Source organism: Haloterrigena salina JCM 13891, assembly GCF_000337495.1.
GTDB classification, from domain to species: Archaea; Halobacteriota; Halobacteria; order Halobacteriales; family Natrialbaceae; genus Haloterrigena; species Haloterrigena salina.
This window is the reverse complement of the sequence record NZ_AOIS01000048.1, coordinates 68,276-83,965: the sequence shown is the minus strand read 5'-3', so window position 1 is coordinate 83,965 and position 15,690 is coordinate 68,276. Positions and strand designations below refer to the sequence as shown.

Annotated in this window: 14 protein-coding genes and 2 pseudogenes; 10 read left to right on the top strand and 6 right to left on the bottom strand. The window is 66.4% G+C overall.

The window, feature by feature from the left end:
• From C477_RS14860 to C477_RS14850, 3 genes and pseudogenes are all read left to right on the top strand, one after another.
• Window positions 1–820: pseudogene (locus C477_RS14860) on the top strand (hypothetical protein); the annotation flags it as partial.
• A gap of 146 nt (window positions 821–966) precedes the next feature.
• Window positions 967–1,779 (top strand): imidazole glycerol phosphate synthase subunit HisF, encoded by an 813-nt coding sequence (hisF, locus tag C477_RS14855; protein ID WP_008895330.1) that lies wholly within the window; start codon window positions 967–969, stop codon window positions 1,777–1,779.
• Between the two features lie 279 nt (window positions 1,780–2,058).
• Window positions 2,059–2,940, top strand: a complete 882-nt coding sequence (locus C477_RS14850) for a hypothetical protein (RefSeq protein ID WP_008895329.1) — start codon at window positions 2,059–2,061, stop codon at window positions 2,938–2,940.
• Between the two features lie 390 nt (window positions 2,941–3,330).
• Here C477_RS14850 and C477_RS14845 read toward each other — a convergent pair whose 3' ends face one another.
• Window positions 3,331–3,615, bottom strand: a complete 285-nt coding sequence (locus C477_RS14845) for a DNA-directed RNA polymerase subunit L (RefSeq protein ID WP_008895328.1) — start codon at window positions 3,613–3,615, stop codon at window positions 3,331–3,333.
• A gap of 158 nt (window positions 3,616–3,773) precedes the next feature.
• On the opposite strand from C477_RS14845, the pseudogene C477_RS24935 reads away from it, so the two are divergent.
• From C477_RS24935 to C477_RS14825, 5 genes and pseudogenes are all read left to right on the top strand, one after another.
• A pseudogene (locus tag C477_RS24935) lies at window positions 3,774–4,052 on the top strand (rhomboid family intramembrane serine protease); the annotation flags it as partial.
• Between the two features lie 130 nt (window positions 4,053–4,182).
• Window positions 4,183–5,724 carry a rhomboid family intramembrane serine protease gene (locus tag C477_RS14840; RefSeq protein WP_239641886.1) on the top strand — a complete coding sequence of 514 codons (1,542 nt, stop codon included), beginning with the start codon at window positions 4,183–4,185 and terminating at the stop codon, window positions 5,722–5,724.
• A gap of 299 nt (window positions 5,725–6,023) precedes the next feature.
• Window positions 6,024–6,794 carry an ABC transporter ATP-binding protein gene (locus C477_RS14835; RefSeq protein WP_049914570.1) on the top strand — a complete coding sequence of 257 codons (771 nt, stop codon included), beginning with the start codon at window positions 6,024–6,026 and terminating at the stop codon, window positions 6,792–6,794.
• Window positions 6,784–8,058, top strand: a complete 1,275-nt coding sequence (locus tag C477_RS14830; RefSeq protein WP_008895325.1) for an ABC transporter permease — start codon at window positions 6,784–6,786, stop codon at window positions 8,056–8,058. Before C477_RS14835 ends, C477_RS14830 begins: the two co-directional genes overlap by 11 nt.
• A complete protein-coding gene (locus tag C477_RS14825) occupies window positions 8,055–9,305 on the top strand; it encodes an ABC transporter permease (protein ID WP_008895324.1) in 1,251 nt (416 codons plus the stop codon). Before C477_RS14830 ends, C477_RS14825 begins: the two co-directional genes overlap by 4 nt.
• A gap of 479 nt (window positions 9,306–9,784) precedes the next feature.
• Here C477_RS14825 and C477_RS14820 read toward each other — a convergent pair whose 3' ends face one another.
• Together C477_RS14820 and C477_RS14815 are read right to left on the bottom strand one after the other, a co-directional pair.
• A complete protein-coding gene (locus tag C477_RS14820; protein ID WP_008895323.1) occupies window positions 9,785–10,423 on the bottom strand; it encodes an METTL5 family protein in 639 nt (212 codons plus the stop codon).
• Between the two features lie 9 nt (window positions 10,424–10,432).
• On the bottom strand, window positions 10,433–10,834 hold the full coding sequence (locus C477_RS14815; RefSeq protein WP_008895322.1) for a hypothetical protein: 402 nt from the start codon (window positions 10,832–10,834) through the stop codon (window positions 10,433–10,435).
• 163 nt (window positions 10,835–10,997) lie between these two features.
• On the opposite strand from C477_RS14815, the gene C477_RS22995 reads away from it, so the two are divergent.
• Complete coding sequence (locus tag C477_RS22995) at window positions 10,998–11,165, top strand: TFIIB-type zinc ribbon-containing protein (RefSeq protein ID WP_008895321.1); 168 nt, start codon at window positions 10,998–11,000, stop codon at window positions 11,163–11,165.
• Window positions 11,166–11,255: 90 nt separating this feature from the next.
• Here C477_RS22995 and C477_RS14810 read toward each other — a convergent pair whose 3' ends face one another.
• Window positions 11,256–12,284 carry a disk-shape morphogenesis protein volactin gene (locus C477_RS14810; RefSeq protein WP_049914565.1) on the bottom strand — a complete coding sequence of 343 codons (1,029 nt, stop codon included), beginning with the start codon at window positions 12,282–12,284 and terminating at the stop codon, window positions 11,256–11,258.
• Between the two features lie 98 nt (window positions 12,285–12,382).
• A complete protein-coding gene (locus C477_RS14805) occupies window positions 12,383–13,282 on the bottom strand; it encodes a DUF7139 domain-containing protein (RefSeq protein WP_008895319.1) in 900 nt (299 codons plus the stop codon).
• Between the two features lie 249 nt (window positions 13,283–13,531).
• Between C477_RS14805 and dph2 the strand changes: the two genes are divergently transcribed.
• Window positions 13,532–14,581 (top strand): diphthamide biosynthesis enzyme Dph2, encoded by a 1,050-nt coding sequence (gene dph2, locus C477_RS14800; RefSeq protein WP_008895318.1) that lies wholly within the window; start codon window positions 13,532–13,534, stop codon window positions 14,579–14,581.
• A gap of 43 nt (window positions 14,582–14,624) precedes the next feature.
• Here dph2 and C477_RS14795 read toward each other — a convergent pair whose 3' ends face one another.
• Complete coding sequence (locus tag C477_RS14795) at window positions 14,625–15,404, bottom strand: superoxide dismutase (RefSeq protein WP_008895317.1); 780 nt, start codon at window positions 15,402–15,404, stop codon at window positions 14,625–14,627.
• Window positions 15,405–15,690 lie beyond the last annotated feature (286 nt).

The window sequence follows — 15,690 nt, the reverse complement described above, 5'->3', positions numbered from 1 at the left end:
CCGGAGCGACGCCGAGGACGAACTGCTTCGGGCGGCGCTGTTCTACGCGCGCCAGGAATCGGACCTCCGACGTGCGGCGGATCGGCTCGGTCGAAATCGGTGGGAGGTCGACGGGGACGCCACCGTCATCGACATCGGCGACGGCGCCGGCGCGGTCGAGTTCGCGACGGCCACGCGGACCGCCTGGGAGCACCTCGCGGGGCGCTTCGACGAGCGAACCGACGAGTCGACGGATCTGACGCCGGTCTTCGACGCGACGCTCGAGGCGTCGACCGAGCGCGTCGAGAGCGTCACGGTCCCCGATCGAACCGACGAGGACTGGCTCGACGGCGTCGTCGACGGAGCGCTCGACCAGCACACGGAGCAGATGCTCTGGCGGACGGTGGATCCGGTTTCGAGCGCGGGGGACGGCCTGAACCGGGCCATCGAGGACGGCAACACGGGTATCGCGCTCTACGAGGCCGCCCGGTTCGAAGTGCTGTACCGGGCCTTCGAGCGCGTGCGCGGTCGAATCGACGAGGGGACGCTGGCGACGCCCGAATCGACCGCGGAGATCCGCGCGGAGCGAACGGCCGCGATCGAAGCGGCCGCGTCGGCCGGCGCGTCGGTGACCGAGCCGTCGATCGGCGCGTACGTCCTCGCGGAGACGCTCCGGTCGCTCGAGTGGACCGACGACAGCGTCCGCCGGGCCGCGGACAACGATCCCGAGGTCGTCGTTTCATTGTTCACCGAGTACGGCAATTACGCGCGCATCCGGGCCCAACTCGAGGTGCTTCCCGACGCGGTCGAGGCGTTCCGGGAGCGACTGCGGTCGGCCTGAGGACGGTACCGCGGCGGTCGCGGTGACAACTCGCCGGGCGGACGGTGCGAGCGAGGTGTCGCTCGAGGAAGCGAGCCGTCCGTCGCTCGGGACACCGATGGGGACCACTTTACTATCCCGGGTTCCAAGGCTCGCACAACGACCACATGCTGACAAAGCGAATCATCCCGTGTATCGACGTGGACTTAGACGAGGACGGGAACCCGGCGGTCTACACCGGCGTCAACTTCGAGGACCTGAAGTACACCGGCGATCCGGTGGAGATGGCCAAGGCGTACAACGAGTCCGGCGCCGACGAGTTCGTCTTCCTCGACATCACCGCCTCCGCGGAGGGCCGCGAGACGATGCTCGACGTCGTCGAGCGCGTCGCCGACGAGGTCTTCATCCCCCTCACGGTCGGCGGCGGCATCCGCACCACCGACGACATCAAGGAGACGCTGCGGGCCGGCGCCGACAAGGTCTCGATCACGACCGGCGCGCTCGAGCGCCCCGAACTGATCAACGAGGGCGCGACAGCCTTCGGCAACCAGTGTATCGTCATTAGCGTCGACGCCAGACGGCGGTTCGATGGAGAGGGCGAACACTACGTCGAGATCGACGGCGAGTCCTGCTGGTTCGAGTGCACCAAGAAGGGCGGCCGCGAGGGAACCGGTATCGACGTGCTCGAGTGGGCACAGGAGGCCGAACGCCGCGGTGCGGGCGAACTATTCGTCAACTCGATCGACAAGGACGGCACCAAGGACGGTTACGACCTGCCGCTGACGAAGGCGGTCTGCGAGACCGTCGACACGCCAGTCATCGCCTCCTCGGGCTGTGGCGGCCCCGAGGACATGTACGACGTGTTCACCGAGGCCGGCGCCGACGCTGGCCTCGCGGCCTCGATCTTCCACTTCGACGAGTACTCGATCGAGGAGACCAAGGAGTATCTGGACGAGCGGGACGTTCCGGTTCGACTCTGAACCGCGAGCGAACGAACTGGCGAACGGCCGTCGGCCGTGAGCCAGTGAGCGAGCGGCTTTTTGGTCCAGATTTTTGCGCGAGTGGTGAGTGGAACGAACCCGAGCGGAAAAAGGTGGGAACGGAGTATCTGGACGAGCGGGACGTTCCGGTTCGACTCTGAACCGCGAGCGAACGAACCGGCGAACGGCCATCGGCCGTGAGCCAATGAGCGAGGCGACTCAGGCCGTTCGTTTCGACTTCCAACACGCTTATATCGACACAGTTGTGCGTTACGACCAGTGAAGTGGCGGTGCACGTGGTGTGGCAAACCTCACGCGGAAAACGACCCTCCCTGTGATAACTGCGGACACAACACCTTCGAGAAGGCGGTCGTTCGCGAGGGCGAAGGCGAGACAGAGGCCGAGCGAAGCGAGTCCTCGAGGGCGGCCTCGAGCGACCCCGCCGTCGACACCGGCGTGACCGAGACGGAAACGGTCGACACCGGCACCACCTACGTCTGGCGGTGTCAGGACTGCGGTCGCGACCACGTCAAGTACAACCCGCCGTGTTCGCGCTGTGGGAACCACGACCTAGAGAAGATCGAGCAGCGCTACGACGACGTCGACGGCGAACTCGAGACGTCCAGTTGGCTCGAGGTGGCCAAGCCGTACGCGCCGATTCTGGCGGTCATCGTCGTGGTCGCCGCGCTGTTCGCGACCGGCGTCGTCCCGCTGTCGATCGTTCCGGGCGTCGGCGAGCCGTCGCCGCCCGACGCGCCGGGTGAGGGAAGTCAGGCCGCGGGGATCGACCTCGAGGCGACCGAACTGGAAGTTCACGACCGACTCGAGGCCGAACGCGATAGCTCGCGCTCGTACGACGACGGGCTCGCGGCCTACGCCGAGTACAACAACCGCGCGCACGTGGCGAGCCAGCACGACGGCACGGACTCGGAGGGCGTCCGGCCGAGCGATTTCGGCGTCGATTGCGGGAGCGCAGGCGCCAGCGGCCAGTTGACGCCCCCGCTATCGATCGACGACTACGACGACGAGGCCGCCCTCGCCGACGACATCGCAGGCGGACTCGAGACCAGCGACGCGGTCACGGATCCCGAACTCGAGCGGGAGGGACTTGACCTGCACGTCGTCGAGGGATCGGTCTACGTCCACTACGCGGCCTGCTAGACTCTTTAATAATCCGTTGGAGTTTTTTGCTGAAGGGAAACGCTGCAAGATCTACTCACGCTGGCAACAGGGGATCGCCACGCCCTCCCCAGCCGATTCGTTCGCTCACTTCGTTCACTCACTCATCCACTGTCAGAGCAAGCTCGGACAAGCCTCTGTTCGCTTCGCTCACAGAGACCTCGCACGACTTCACGCCGCGATTCGTTGTTCACTCATCGCGGCCCAGCGCGCGCCACCGCACGGTAGTCGGTCCGCCCGACGGGAGACGAGAACACGCTGCTCCGTCGACTACGCCGTGTTCGTCCGGACGGAGTGGCAACTCCCTCGAGTAAAATTCCCGGCGAGAAGACGAGGACTCGAGCCCCCGAGATCGAGTGTCGAAGCTCCTGTTCAGGCGGCCGCTTCGAACGCCTCGCGGAAGGAGATGGCCTTCTCGCGGACGTTGACTGCCGCATCCTCGAGGGCCTCGAGCGGATCGACGCCGCCCTCGGTCTTGATCGTGAGGATGGGTTCGGTCTGGCCGCCCGACTGTTCGGGGTTGACGTCGTAGGTGGCCGCGCTGACGTTCTCGTGCTCGAGCAGTGCGCCCTTGAGGACGTTCATGAAGGTGTGATCCTCGCCGGCGATCTCGATCGAGAGTTCGGTGTCGGTGCTCTCGGTGACCCGCAGTTCCATGTCCACCGTTCCGGTCGTCGGCCGCTTGTAGCTTTCTGTTCGGGCTCGAGGGACGGCGGTCGGCGACGGGGGTCGACCGCGCGTGCGTGATCGGCGATCGCACGACCCGCGATAGGGAGAACCTAAACCAATATACAGCCGCGGCCGAACCACTGGATATGCTCTCGCAGGAGGCCCTCCTGACGATCGCGCTGTCGGTCGTCGTCCCGCTGTTTCTGGTGGCGTCGGTGCTCGCCTCCGTCGCCGTCGTCCACAGACTCCACAGCCCCGCCCGCCGCTGGGGCGACGTCGCCCGCTCGCGACTCGTCCTGGGCGTCCCGTGGGGATCGTTGCTCGTGATCGCGCTGGTCTACTGCGTCTACCTGTTCGTCCAGGACGGAATCACCGCGTTCGGAAACCCGGTAACGCTCCCCTACCGCGCGTATTCGTACTTCTACCCGCTGGGGATGCTGACGGCGTCGTTCTCCCACGCCGGCCCGGGACACCTCATCGGGAACCTCGCCGGCGCCGTCGTCGTCGCGCCGATCGCGGAGTACGCCCTGTCTCTTATACACATNCCCGCTGGGGATGCTGACGGCGTCGTTCTCCCACGCCGGCCCGGGACACCTCATCGGGAACCTCGCCGGCGCCGTCGTCGTCGCGCCGATCGCGGAGTACGCCTGGGGGCACTACCCCGACGGACGGGGCGAGACGGCGGCGACGTCGTGGCGGACGGACCCCTGGATCCGCGCGCTGGTGGTCTTCCCGCTGATCGTCGTCGCGATCACGATCGGCTCGAGTCTGTTCGCGCTCGGTCCGGTCATCGGCTTCTCGGGAGTCGTCTTCGCCTTCGCGGCCTTCTCGCTCGTCCACTATCCGATCGTGACGCTCATCGGCGTGCTCGGCGTGCAGGGCGCGCTATTGACGCTCTATCGCGCGCTCCAGACGCCGATCGGCGTCTACGTCGCCCAGCCGCGGGCCCCGTCGGCGCCCTCGTGGGCGGGCATCGCCATCCAGGGCCACGCGCTGGGATTCTTCATCGGGCTCGTCCTCGCGATCGGACTCCTCCGGCGACGGGGGCAGCGTCCCGACGCGCTCCGGGTCTGGATCGCAATCTTGCTGTTCGGCTTCGCCCAGGGTCTGTGGCAGATCTACTGGTTCGGCAGCGCGAACGTCTACTACCTCTTCCAGGGCCCCGGCGTCCTCGTCGTCATAATCCTCGCGCTCGCGGTGACGGTCGCGATAACGGCCTCGGAGCGACCGATCGTCCCCGCCCGACTCGAGCGTCGCCTCGCTCGGCTCCGCGGCTCGAGTTCCGGATCGTCCGTCGCTCGGCCGCTCGAGATCGCCCGCGGCGGCGATCGGTCGTCGACCTCACCCCTCGAGCGGATCGGCGAGATCGCGACGGCGGCGACCGACCGGGGATCGACGCGGCTCTCGTCAGTCACGCGGCGCAAGACGGCGCTGTTCGCCGTGTTGGCCGTCTTCGCCGTCGTCGCCGGCGCGGCGGTCCCGGTCAACTTCTTCATGCTCGACGACGCGACCGTCTCCTCCGAGTCGGCCGTCGAGATCGAGGACTACACGATCCAGTACGCCGAAGGAGTCGAGAACCAGAAGGTCTCGCCGGTCCAGGTGGGACCGCTCGCGGAGGCCGTCTCGCTCGAGTCCAGCGGGGTGATCGTCTCGAGCACGGAGCGCCAGCTCTGGGTGGAGGTGGTGCCGGCCAACCGGCTCGCCTTCACCGGCGACGCCGAGGTCGTCGTCGGCGGCCCGGGCTGGCGCGAGACCGTCCACGTCGAGCGGACCGGCTGGGAGCCGGTCGGCAACGACACCGTCTATCAGGTCGAGATCTGGCCCGAAGGAGAGGACCGCCGGCTCGCCCACGAGTCCGAGGGGTCCCGGGCGGACGTCCGCATCGACGATCGCAACGTCACGATCGAGTCCCGAGACGGCGAGTTCGTCCTCGCGGTCGAGTTCCGGGATGGCGAGACCGTCGAGACGACGCCGGTGCCCGCCGCCGGCGAGTCGGAGACCGCGGGCGGACTCACGCTCGAGCGAGTCGACGACACGATCTACGCGAGCGCCGACGGAACCAGGGTCGCGGTCGCGAGCCGAGAGACGTACAGCTAGGTCCGACGGATCGCGCGGAGCAGCCGTTTCTCCCGTCACCTCGTAGCGCCGACACCGGCCCCGTAAACCGGTTCGTACGGACGACAGTCAGTAATACGTTCACGTTTCGACCGCCCGAGCGCCGGAGCTCGAGCGCGTATCGCTCGCGTTCTCGAACGGTCAAGGCTCGATAACGGTGCGTTCGTGGAGACGTTCTTGCGCCGATCACAACGTCCGTTAACGACCGCGTGGCCTCGGGAAGCCGGAGAGAAACAATGACCCGCTGCGTGGTCGGTTCGATCGAGTTGACCTACGGACCGATGAGCGACCATGCACTCCGGCGGACGACCCCCCAGGCCGGCCCGACGACCACCGACGAGCGCGAATCGCCGACGGCCGTTCGCCTCGAGGACGTCACCCACGAGTACGGCTCGAGCGGCGGCCGCGGTCGCTCGAGCGAGGACCGGACGGTGACGGCGCTTCGAGACGTGACGCTCGAGGTGGGCGCGGGCGAGACCGTCGGTCTCGAGGGACCGAGCGGCAGCGGCAAGTCGACGATCCTGCACGCGGTCAGCGGGCTGTTGGTGCCGACCGCGGGACGGATCCAGGTGCTCGATACCGCCGACCTCACGTCGCTTTCGGACCGCGAGCGAACGCGCCTGCGACGCCACCACGTCGGCATCGTCTTCCAGCGGTTTCACCTCCTGCCGTCGCTGTCGGCCCGCGCGAACGTCGCCCTCCCGCTCGTGCAGGCCGGGATCGACAGATCGACGCGCCGCCAGCGGGCGGAGTCGCTGCTCGAACAGGTCGGTCTCGGCGACCGGACCGACCACTCACCGGGCGAACTCAGCGGCGGCGAACGCCAGCGCGTCGCGATCGCCCGGGCGCTCGTGACCGATCCGGACGTGATCGTCGCCGACGAACCGACGGGAGAACTCGACACGGCGACCGGCGCGGACGTGCTCGACCTCCTCACGGACATCGGACGCGATCGGACCGTGCTGGTCGCCTCCCACGACGACGCGACGCTGGCCGTCGCCGACCGCGTGGTCACGCTCCGCGACGGGCGAGTGGTCGACGATGGCAGGTGACGATCGGTTCGAGACGACGACCGCGGGCAGTCGCCGCGCCCGCTGGTGGGGAGTCCTCACCGTCTCGGTCGTCCGCCTCTGGAAGCGCGCGACGGGGACCAAATCGCGGCGGCTCGCGGCGACGACGGCCGCCGTCGCGCTGACCATCGCTCTCCTGATCGTCGTCACCGGAATCGCGCTGGGGCTCGCCGACGGCGCCACCGTCGATCGGGACGACGCCGACGTTCGCGTCGCTCCCGCGGAAAGCGACTCGCTCGCGGCGGTCGACGGCGTCGAGAAGTCCCAGCTCGGCGAGGCCAACGCGCGCGCCGAGCGGATCCGGAATGGGGACGGCGTCGACCACGCCTCGCCGGTGCTCGTCGAACCGGTCGCGCTCGAGTCGGCCGACGGCGAGTCGAAGCGCATCCTGCTCGTCGGCGTCGTTCCCGACGACGAATCGCGGACCGTCGCCGGGCTCCCCACGGACGAACTCGAGTCCGGCGATCCACACTACGCCGACGGCTCGTACGGCGGCCCGCGCCGGGGCGAGATCGTGCTCTCGGCGGCCGCGGCGGATCGACTCGAGGTCGAGGCCGGGGACGAACTCACGCCGGGCGGCGAGCGGCTACCCGACGGCGCGGCGCCGTCGTCGACGGTCGCTGCGGTCGAGACGGCCGGCGACGGCGAGGCGGAGACGCCGGTCGCGCTGATCCACCTGAGCGAACTGCAGACGCTGTCCGGGGCGGCCGACGGCGAACTGGCCGACCAGGTGCTGGTGTGGGGCGACGGCGCCGCCGCGGAGTCGGCCGCCGCCGACGCCTATCCCGAGGCGACGGTCCAGTCGGTCGATCGAACCAACCCCGCCTCGCTGTTCGAGGACGAACTGGCCTTCGCGACGAGCCTGCTCGCGCTGATCGTCGGCGTGGCGATCTGTGCCTCGTTCGTCGCGACGACGATGGGGATGACCGTCAACGAGGACCGGCGGACGCTGGCCGTCCTCGAGTCGGTCGGCTTCACGACCCGCAGCCGGCTGGCGATCGTCGCCGTCTCGACGCTGTTGACGACCGTCTGCGGCGCGCTCGTAGGGGTCGCGCTCGGTGCGGGCGGAATCTACGCCGTCAACAGGATCGCCAGCGCGACCATCGCGCCCGGAGCCGTCGCCGAACTCCATCCGCTGTTCGTTCCCTACGCCGTCGGCGTCGCGCTCGTCGCGGGGCTGGTGGCCGTCCCCTACCCGCTCGTCGTCGCGGCTCGCACGTCCGTCCTGACGGAGGTGGGGCGATGAGCCCGCGACTGCGCCGTGCGGCGGTCCGGACGCGAGCCGTCGTCGGCCTCGCGTTCGCACAGCTTCGCCGCTCGCCCGGTCGGACCGCGCTGACCGTCCTCGCGGTGACGCTGGCCGTGCTGTCGGTGACGCTGTTGGCGAGTCTCGGCGTCGGCGTCGTCGAAACGGGAGAGAACGGCCTCGAGAACGCCGGACGGGACATCTGGGTCACGAGCGAATCGATCGATCCCGAATCCAGCGACACGGCGAACCCGATCGTCGGCGCCCATGGGATGTCGGCCGAGATGACCCAGCGCGACGACGTCAGCTCCGCCTCGCCGATCGCGATGCACGAACTCTACGTCGCGACGGACGACGACGTGGTGCGGACGACGGCGGTCGGGGTCCACGAGACCCACGACGGCTTCGGCTTCGAGGCCGGCGGCGGGTTCGAGACCGAGATGAACCACTCGGACGGCAACTACTCCGCCGCCGACCGACCGAGCGAACCGACGACGGAGGAGATCGTCCTCGACCCCGGAACGGCCGAGTCGCTGGGCGTCTCGGTCGGCGATACGGTCTCCATCGGGACCAGCCGTCAGACGGCCCGGGACGACGAGTTCACCGTCGTCGGCATCGCATCCTACTACTCGCAGTTCCTCGGAACGGACGTCGAGACGGTGCCGCTGACCGACCTGCAGGCGGTCGCCGGAACGACCGGCACCGACCGGGCGACGTTCGTCACGGCCAGCGTCGAGGACGGGGCCGACCGCGATGCCGTCGCCGCGGACCTGGACGCAGCGTATCCGGGCTACGACGTCCGCACGAGCGACGAGCAGATCGGGTCGATGGTCGAGGAACGGCCCCTCGTCCTCGCCAGCGGCGCGACGCTGGTCGGGCTCTCGCTGGTCGGCGGCGTCGTCCTGACGGTCAACCTGTTCGCCCTCGTAGCCTACCAGCAGCGGGACGAACTCGCCGCGCTCCGGGCGGTCGGCCTCTCGCGGTGGGTCCTCGCGGGGACGATCGGCGTCCAGGGGCTGGTCATCGGGCTGCTGGGCGGAGTCGTCGGACTCGCCGCCACGCCGCTGCTCACCCGCGGGCTCAACCGCCTCACGGAGGCGGTCGTCGGCTTCGAGTCGCTCCTGCGGACGCCCGTCGAGGTGTACGCCGTCGGCCTCGTTCTGGCGATCGTCGTCGGGACCGTCGTCGCGCTCCTGACGGGCTGGCGGGCGGGTCGCTACGCCCGGCTCGAGCACCTCGAGGCCTAACGGTAGACAGAGGCGTTACCGTTCCTATTCGATCATCCGACGTGCAGTGGCACGCGCTGGACTGCGGTGAGAAGGGCGAGACCGGAACGGAGTGATGGTCTCGGAAAAGCGAACTGGGAGCGAAGCGACCCGTGAGCCACCGGCGAACCGCAGTCGAAACTCGTGCGAGGTCTTCGTGAGTGAAACGAACGAAGTCGTTCGAGACGGGAAGCCGTCTCGTGATGCGAAAATCTCCGATTTTCAGCAGCTTGGAAGGTGCGAAGCGTCTTCCAGTGGATGAGCGAGTGGTGCGGGACCGAAGGTCCCGCAGACCATGCGAACGGGCGCTTCGCGCCCGTGAGCAGATGAAACGAGCGAATCGGATGGGGAGAGCGTGGCAACTCCCTGTTGCCACGATAGCAGAACGCTTCTTTCAGTGTTCTCTGCTGAACATACGGCTTCAGTACAGACGCGAATATCTCCCGTTGCGAATCAGCCACTCACCACTCGATCCGGAACACTTCCGCCTCGAGCGTCGTCTCCGCCTCGGTGTGAAACTCGAATCGGTTCGCAATCGGGAACTCGGCCCGGAACGCGTGGGTCACGTCGGCGCCGGCGTCGGCCGCGTACGACTCGACGAACGCCTGGCTCCCTTCGTTGTGGATCGTATAGGAGACGCTTGCGATCGAGCGGGCGGTCTCGAGGAACTCGCGGTCGGCGTGGCGATTCCCGCGCTGGGCGCCGAAGGGCGGGTTCGAGAGGACGGTGACGTCGCCGTCGACGGGCGGAGACAGCGGCGGTTCGACAGCGTCGCCGCGGACCCACTCGAGTGGGCCGTCGCTGCCCGCTTCGTCGATCCGGGCGGCGTTGGTCCGGGCCAGCGCGAGGGCCTCGGGGTCGACGTCGATCCCGACGACACTCTCGGCGCCGGCCAGCGAGGCGGCGATCGCGAGCATCCCGGTTCCGGTCCCGAGATCGACGGTCCACCCTTCGAGATCGCCCTGCATCCGCGCCTGGTGGGCGATGTGGGCGGCGATCTCCGGCGGCGTGAGATACTGCTCGAGGGCGGGTGACGGATCGGCGAAATCGGCGAGCGCTTCGAGCGCTCGGGCGAGCGTGCGCCGCGACGGCCCTGACATGCCGACGCGTTAGGCGTCGATCGTAATAGGCCCCTCGAGTTCGAGCGCGAGCCCCTCGCGTTCGGCCCGTTCGGCACACGCCGCGAGCGCGGGGCGGACCTTCTCCGGATCGGCGACGTCGTCGACGCGGACCGTCACGCTCCCGACGCCGAGGAACGAGCCGGCCCGCACGTAGCCGCGCACGCGGTCGATCTCGTCCTGGGTCGCCAGCGAGCAGTCCTCGTCGAAACAGGCGTCGACGGAGAGGCGGGCCGGAACCAGGGCCTCGTCGGTGAGTTCGCGTTTCAGATCGCGCAGGTACTCCGGCGCCGTCGACTCCAGCGACTCGGCCTCGAGCGTGACGGGGGTGGCGTCGGCGGGTCGACAGCGGTCGATCGTCGATTCGAGTTCGGGAGACGATGACGTGCTCATTGCGAGGGGATACACTAGTTGCATACAAAAACCTTTGTAAATGTTCAGTAGTAATATAGCGTCCGTCCGCTCGGCGACGAGCAGGCGTTACCGGCGGCCGAAATGTACTTTTTCGTGATAGTTTCGAATAGAGTTAAGGAGAGTCCGTGTGAGTGAGTCGGATATGAACTGTCCACGGTGTCAGGGCTCGCTCGAGGAACTCTCGTTGGGCGACGTCTCGACGACCATGTGTCCCCACTGTGGATTCGCGGATATTCCCGTCGAACACATCCGCGAGGGGGAGGAGCCGGAATCCTGGCGCGACGCGTTCAACCGGTTTTACGAGAGCTAACCGCCGGTAGGGGACCGTCGAACTCGAGCCGAGTGCGTCGATACGACGGGCTCTGGGGGAAGAATCGAACGGAAAGAACGGGGGGACGAGTTATTCGGCTTCGGCTTCCGCTTCGACGTCGTCGTCGGCCTCGTGGTCGACGTCCTCGTCGGATCGGGCGGCGACGAGGCCACCGCGTGCGACGCTGTAGAGGGGTTCGTTCGCGTGCGTGACACCGCTGATCGAGAACGGAATGTTGGCGTCCTCCAAGTGGTCACGGAACAGCGCCTCGAAGCCGCTGGGGCTCGAGGTGCCGCCGGTGACGACGACGGGGACGTCCAGCCCTTCCTCGACGTCCTCCTCGTCGACTTCCTTGACGATGTTCTCGATGACGTAGTCGAGCAGGTTCTCGTAGTAGATCGAGAGCGCGCCCTCGACGCCGCCGACGTCGGTCGTGAAGTCGAGCTCGAAGTCGTCCTCCTTGATGGAGGTGACCTTGTCGACGGGCGTGCCCGTCGCGCGGGCAGCCTGCTCGTCGACCCAGTCGCCGCCGCGGGCGACGGAGAACTTCATGACGGGCACCGCGTAGTAGGCCAGGCAGACGTTCGTCATGCCGGCACCGAAGCTGATGCCCAGCCCGGTGAAGTTGTTGTCCGCGAGTTCGCTGTAGATGACGGACATCCCTTCGTTGATCGGTTCGGAGTCGTAACCCATGTCGTCGAGGAACGACTCGATCGTCTTCTGGTGGTACAGCGTCGAGAGATCCGAATCGATCGGATCCGCCGGGGAAGAGAAGTAGAGCTTCTCGTCCGGATACGCGGGCTCGCCGACGACCTGCTCGATGATGAGCTTCATCATCGGGATCGCGCTCTTCTCGTCGTTCGAGAGGATCCCGTGTTTCATCGGTCGGCGGGTTTCCTTGTTGAAAATGTTCGCGAAATTGAGTGCGTCGTCGCCGACGACGTACACCTTGTCGTCCTTCCGGATATGAAGAACTTCGCTCCGCGATAACATTTGCTCGGCCATATCCGAGTACTCGATTTCCACGAAGGAGTTACGCTGCTGCACGAATACCGTATCGTTCCCATCCTGCTGTGCTGACAGGATGTTCATCGTTCCAACGTCTAGGCCTTTCGCCATAGTTGGCCAAGGTGGCCCACGGATTATAAATCTATGTGAATTCCTTACATCTCAAACTACATGGTAGTAAGAATATTTTAACTTTGGGTAGCGAAGGATTACTCTCGACCCAGCAGTTGACGCAATCGGTCGAGCAGGCCGGACAGCGGCGAGCCGTCGTCGTCGGCCGTCGCCATCTCCTCGGCCCGCTGCTGCTCGCGGAGTTCCTTCAGTTTCGCCGTCTGATCGTCGACCGTCGATTGCGAGGTGGTCGTCTTCGTCTCGCCGCCTTTCAGTCCCTTGAGCCCGGCGACCTGCGCGTCGACGCCGGTCGAACGGGTCGTCTTCGTCCCGGCATCGGCGTCGATCGAGACCTCGTCCAACTCGTCCTCGGAGAAGCTCAGCCGCTTGTGTTCGGTCTTCTGGACACCGCCCCAGGAGAGTTCGACGTCCTCCATCGCCTCGTCGATGTCGCCCCGAACGTCGGCGTCGGTGAGTTCGTCTTCCTCGTCCCCGTCGTCGGTCTCGACGGCCTGGACGCGCTGTGCCATATCGAGGTAGTGGGCGATCAGCGCTGCGCCGGTCGACGCCGTCAGGCCGGCGAGACCGATCGCGTAGATCGCGACGACCTGCGCCGTGTAGTCGGCTCCGTAGCCGTTCCAGTCGTCGGGATAGGCGTACAGGAAGCCGACGACGGCCACGAGCGTAACGGCGACGCCCGCTATCGACGTGTACAGCACCCGGCGCTCGGAGGGAAGCAAGACCACGATCCCCAGCATGAGAAGCGGGAGCGCGATCATGACGATACCGTACGCGGGTTCGGCCCACGTTATGTGGGCCGCGCTGCGGGCTTCGAACGTACTGCTCCACAGGAAGAGCAACAGCGCGATGCTTGCCAGGCCGATGCCGCCGAGAAACAGACCGAAGCCGACATAGACGTCGGTTCGATCCTCCGGTTCGCCGATGTACCGACGGTAGAGGTCGAAGAGAAATCCGTCTGGAGACTGTTCCGCTGACATTAGCACCCCGTTTATACTCCAGTACTATGACTGTTGGGTCGCGAAACCAATCCGTTTCGGCGGGGTTCTGAGGGCACATCGGCGCCACCGATCGCAACTGAATCTTCTCTTTCACGCGCCCGCACGGGAACGTGCACGCACCACCATAACCACTATCTCAGTATCGCCGTCAACGGACTCCGCTCGGGGCCGTTCGACGACGGGTCGAAAAGCGCGGCCGTTTTACGTCCGTGGCCGTTATGACGGATAATGAGTCAGGAGTCGGAGTACACCGAGGGGGACCTCCGGAACACCGGAATGCAGCTCAAACACGACCGCGAGTGGGACTACGAACTCGAGCAGATCGTCGACGCCATCGAGGAGCGAGACGCCAAGAAGGTCGGCCTGCAGTTCCCGGAGGGACTGAAACGGCGCGGCCCGGCCGTCGCCGACGACCTCCGCGAACTGTCCGACGACGACGTGACGTTCATGCTCTCGGGCCAGCCCTGTTATGGCGCCTGCGACCTCGACACCTATCTGATGAAGCGCACCGACGTGTTCGTCCACTTCGGCCACTCGCCGATGAAGAACACGGACAAGGTGATCTACGTGCCGCTGTTCTCGAACGTCGAGGTCACGCCGATCATGGAGGAGGCCCTCGACACCCTGGAGTCGCCCGAGGAGACCGAAGACGTCGGCCTCGTGACGACGGCCCAGCACATGAACCGCTACGAGGAGATGAGCGAGTTCTTAGAAGAGCGCGGCTACGACGTCCACAGCCGTCGCGGCGACGAGCGGCTGACCCACGAGGGGCAGGTGCTCGGCTGTAACTACGCGAGCGCGGACGTGCCGGCGGATCAGGTCCTCTACGTCGGCGGCGGAAAGTTCCACCCGCTCGGCCTGGCGATGGAATACCCCGAGAAACACGTCGTCATCGCCGACCCCGTCAACAACGTCGTCACCGTCGCCGACACCGAGAAGTTCATGAAACAGCGGTACGGTGCCGTCCACCGCGCGATGGACGCCGAGAAGTGGGGCGTCATCTTCTGTACCAAGATCGGCCAGGGCCGCTGGGAGCAGGCCCAGGAGATCCTCGCGGACAACGACGACGCCTACCTCATCACGATGGACGAGGTGACGCCGGACCGTCTGCGCAACTTCGATATGGACGCGTTCGTCAACACCGGCTGTCCGCGGATCACGACCGACGACGGCCCGCAGTTCCACAAGCCGATGCTCACGCCCGGCGAGTACGAGATCGCCGTCGGCAACAAGTCCCTCGAGGACCTCTCCTTCGACACGTTCCACGGAACCTGGTAGGCGGCCTCAGTACCGGTTTTCGGTTCTCCGCTCTTCAGCTAGATCACACCCCATCGGCCTCGAGTTCGGCCCCGGACGTCTCCGCGAGCAGTTCGTATCGCTTCCCGACGCCGCCCCAGTCGACGACGTTCCACCACGCCTCGACGTAGGCCTCGCGATCGTTCTCGTACTGGAGGTAATAGGCGTGTTCCCAGACGTCGAGCGCGAGGATCGGCACCGCGCGCTGGTGGGCGAGTTCGTTCTGGTCTTCGACCTGTCCGACGACGAGCGCGTCGGCCAGCGGTTCGTAGAAGAGCATCGCCCAGCCGTCGTCCTCGACCGCGTTCGCGGTCGCGGCGAACTCCGCCTGGAACGCCTCGAACGAGCCGAACTGCGACTCGAGCGCCGCCGCGAGATCGCCCTCGGGAGCGCCGCCGCCGTCGGGGCTCATGCTCTCCCAGAAGACCGTATGGTTGACGTGGCCGGAGAGGTTAAACGAGAAGTCGCGCTTCGCGGCCCGGATTCCGTCGAACTCGCCGGCCGATCGCATCGATTCGAACGCCTCGAGTGCCGCGTTCGCGCTGTCGACGTACGACTGGTGGTGTTCGCTGTGGTGGAGCTCCATGATCCGCTCGTCGATGTGCGGCTCGAGCGCGTCGTACGCGTACGGGAGGTCGGGCAGTCGATATCGCGGATGACGCCCAGTTGCGGCTGCCTCATCGTCGTCCGCGGCCGCCGATACCGTCGTCGCACCCGTACCGAGCAACGCGATAGCGGCCGTGCCGCCGATCGTTTCTAAGACGTTTCGTCGTCGGAATCCGGCATCCGATTGGCAGTTTGACATGCAGTATATGTTCCCGCGAGAAAGCGTCGTCAACGTTATCCCGGCACTCGACGGCGTCTCACGTGGCAGTCGGTCGCAGGCGAGATCGAGTAATTACCGATGAAACAGTTCGGTCACGATAGTCCCGAAAGGGTGACATACAGTATCAAACATCATATTATGGAGCTGATATCGAAATACTATACTACTATTAACGGGAATTTAGACTTCTAGCGGTGATAGTCAGCGAAATATGGGTAATACTGCACTGATTCCAAAGTGGTTTGGAGCAGTTCTTTAGCCCCAC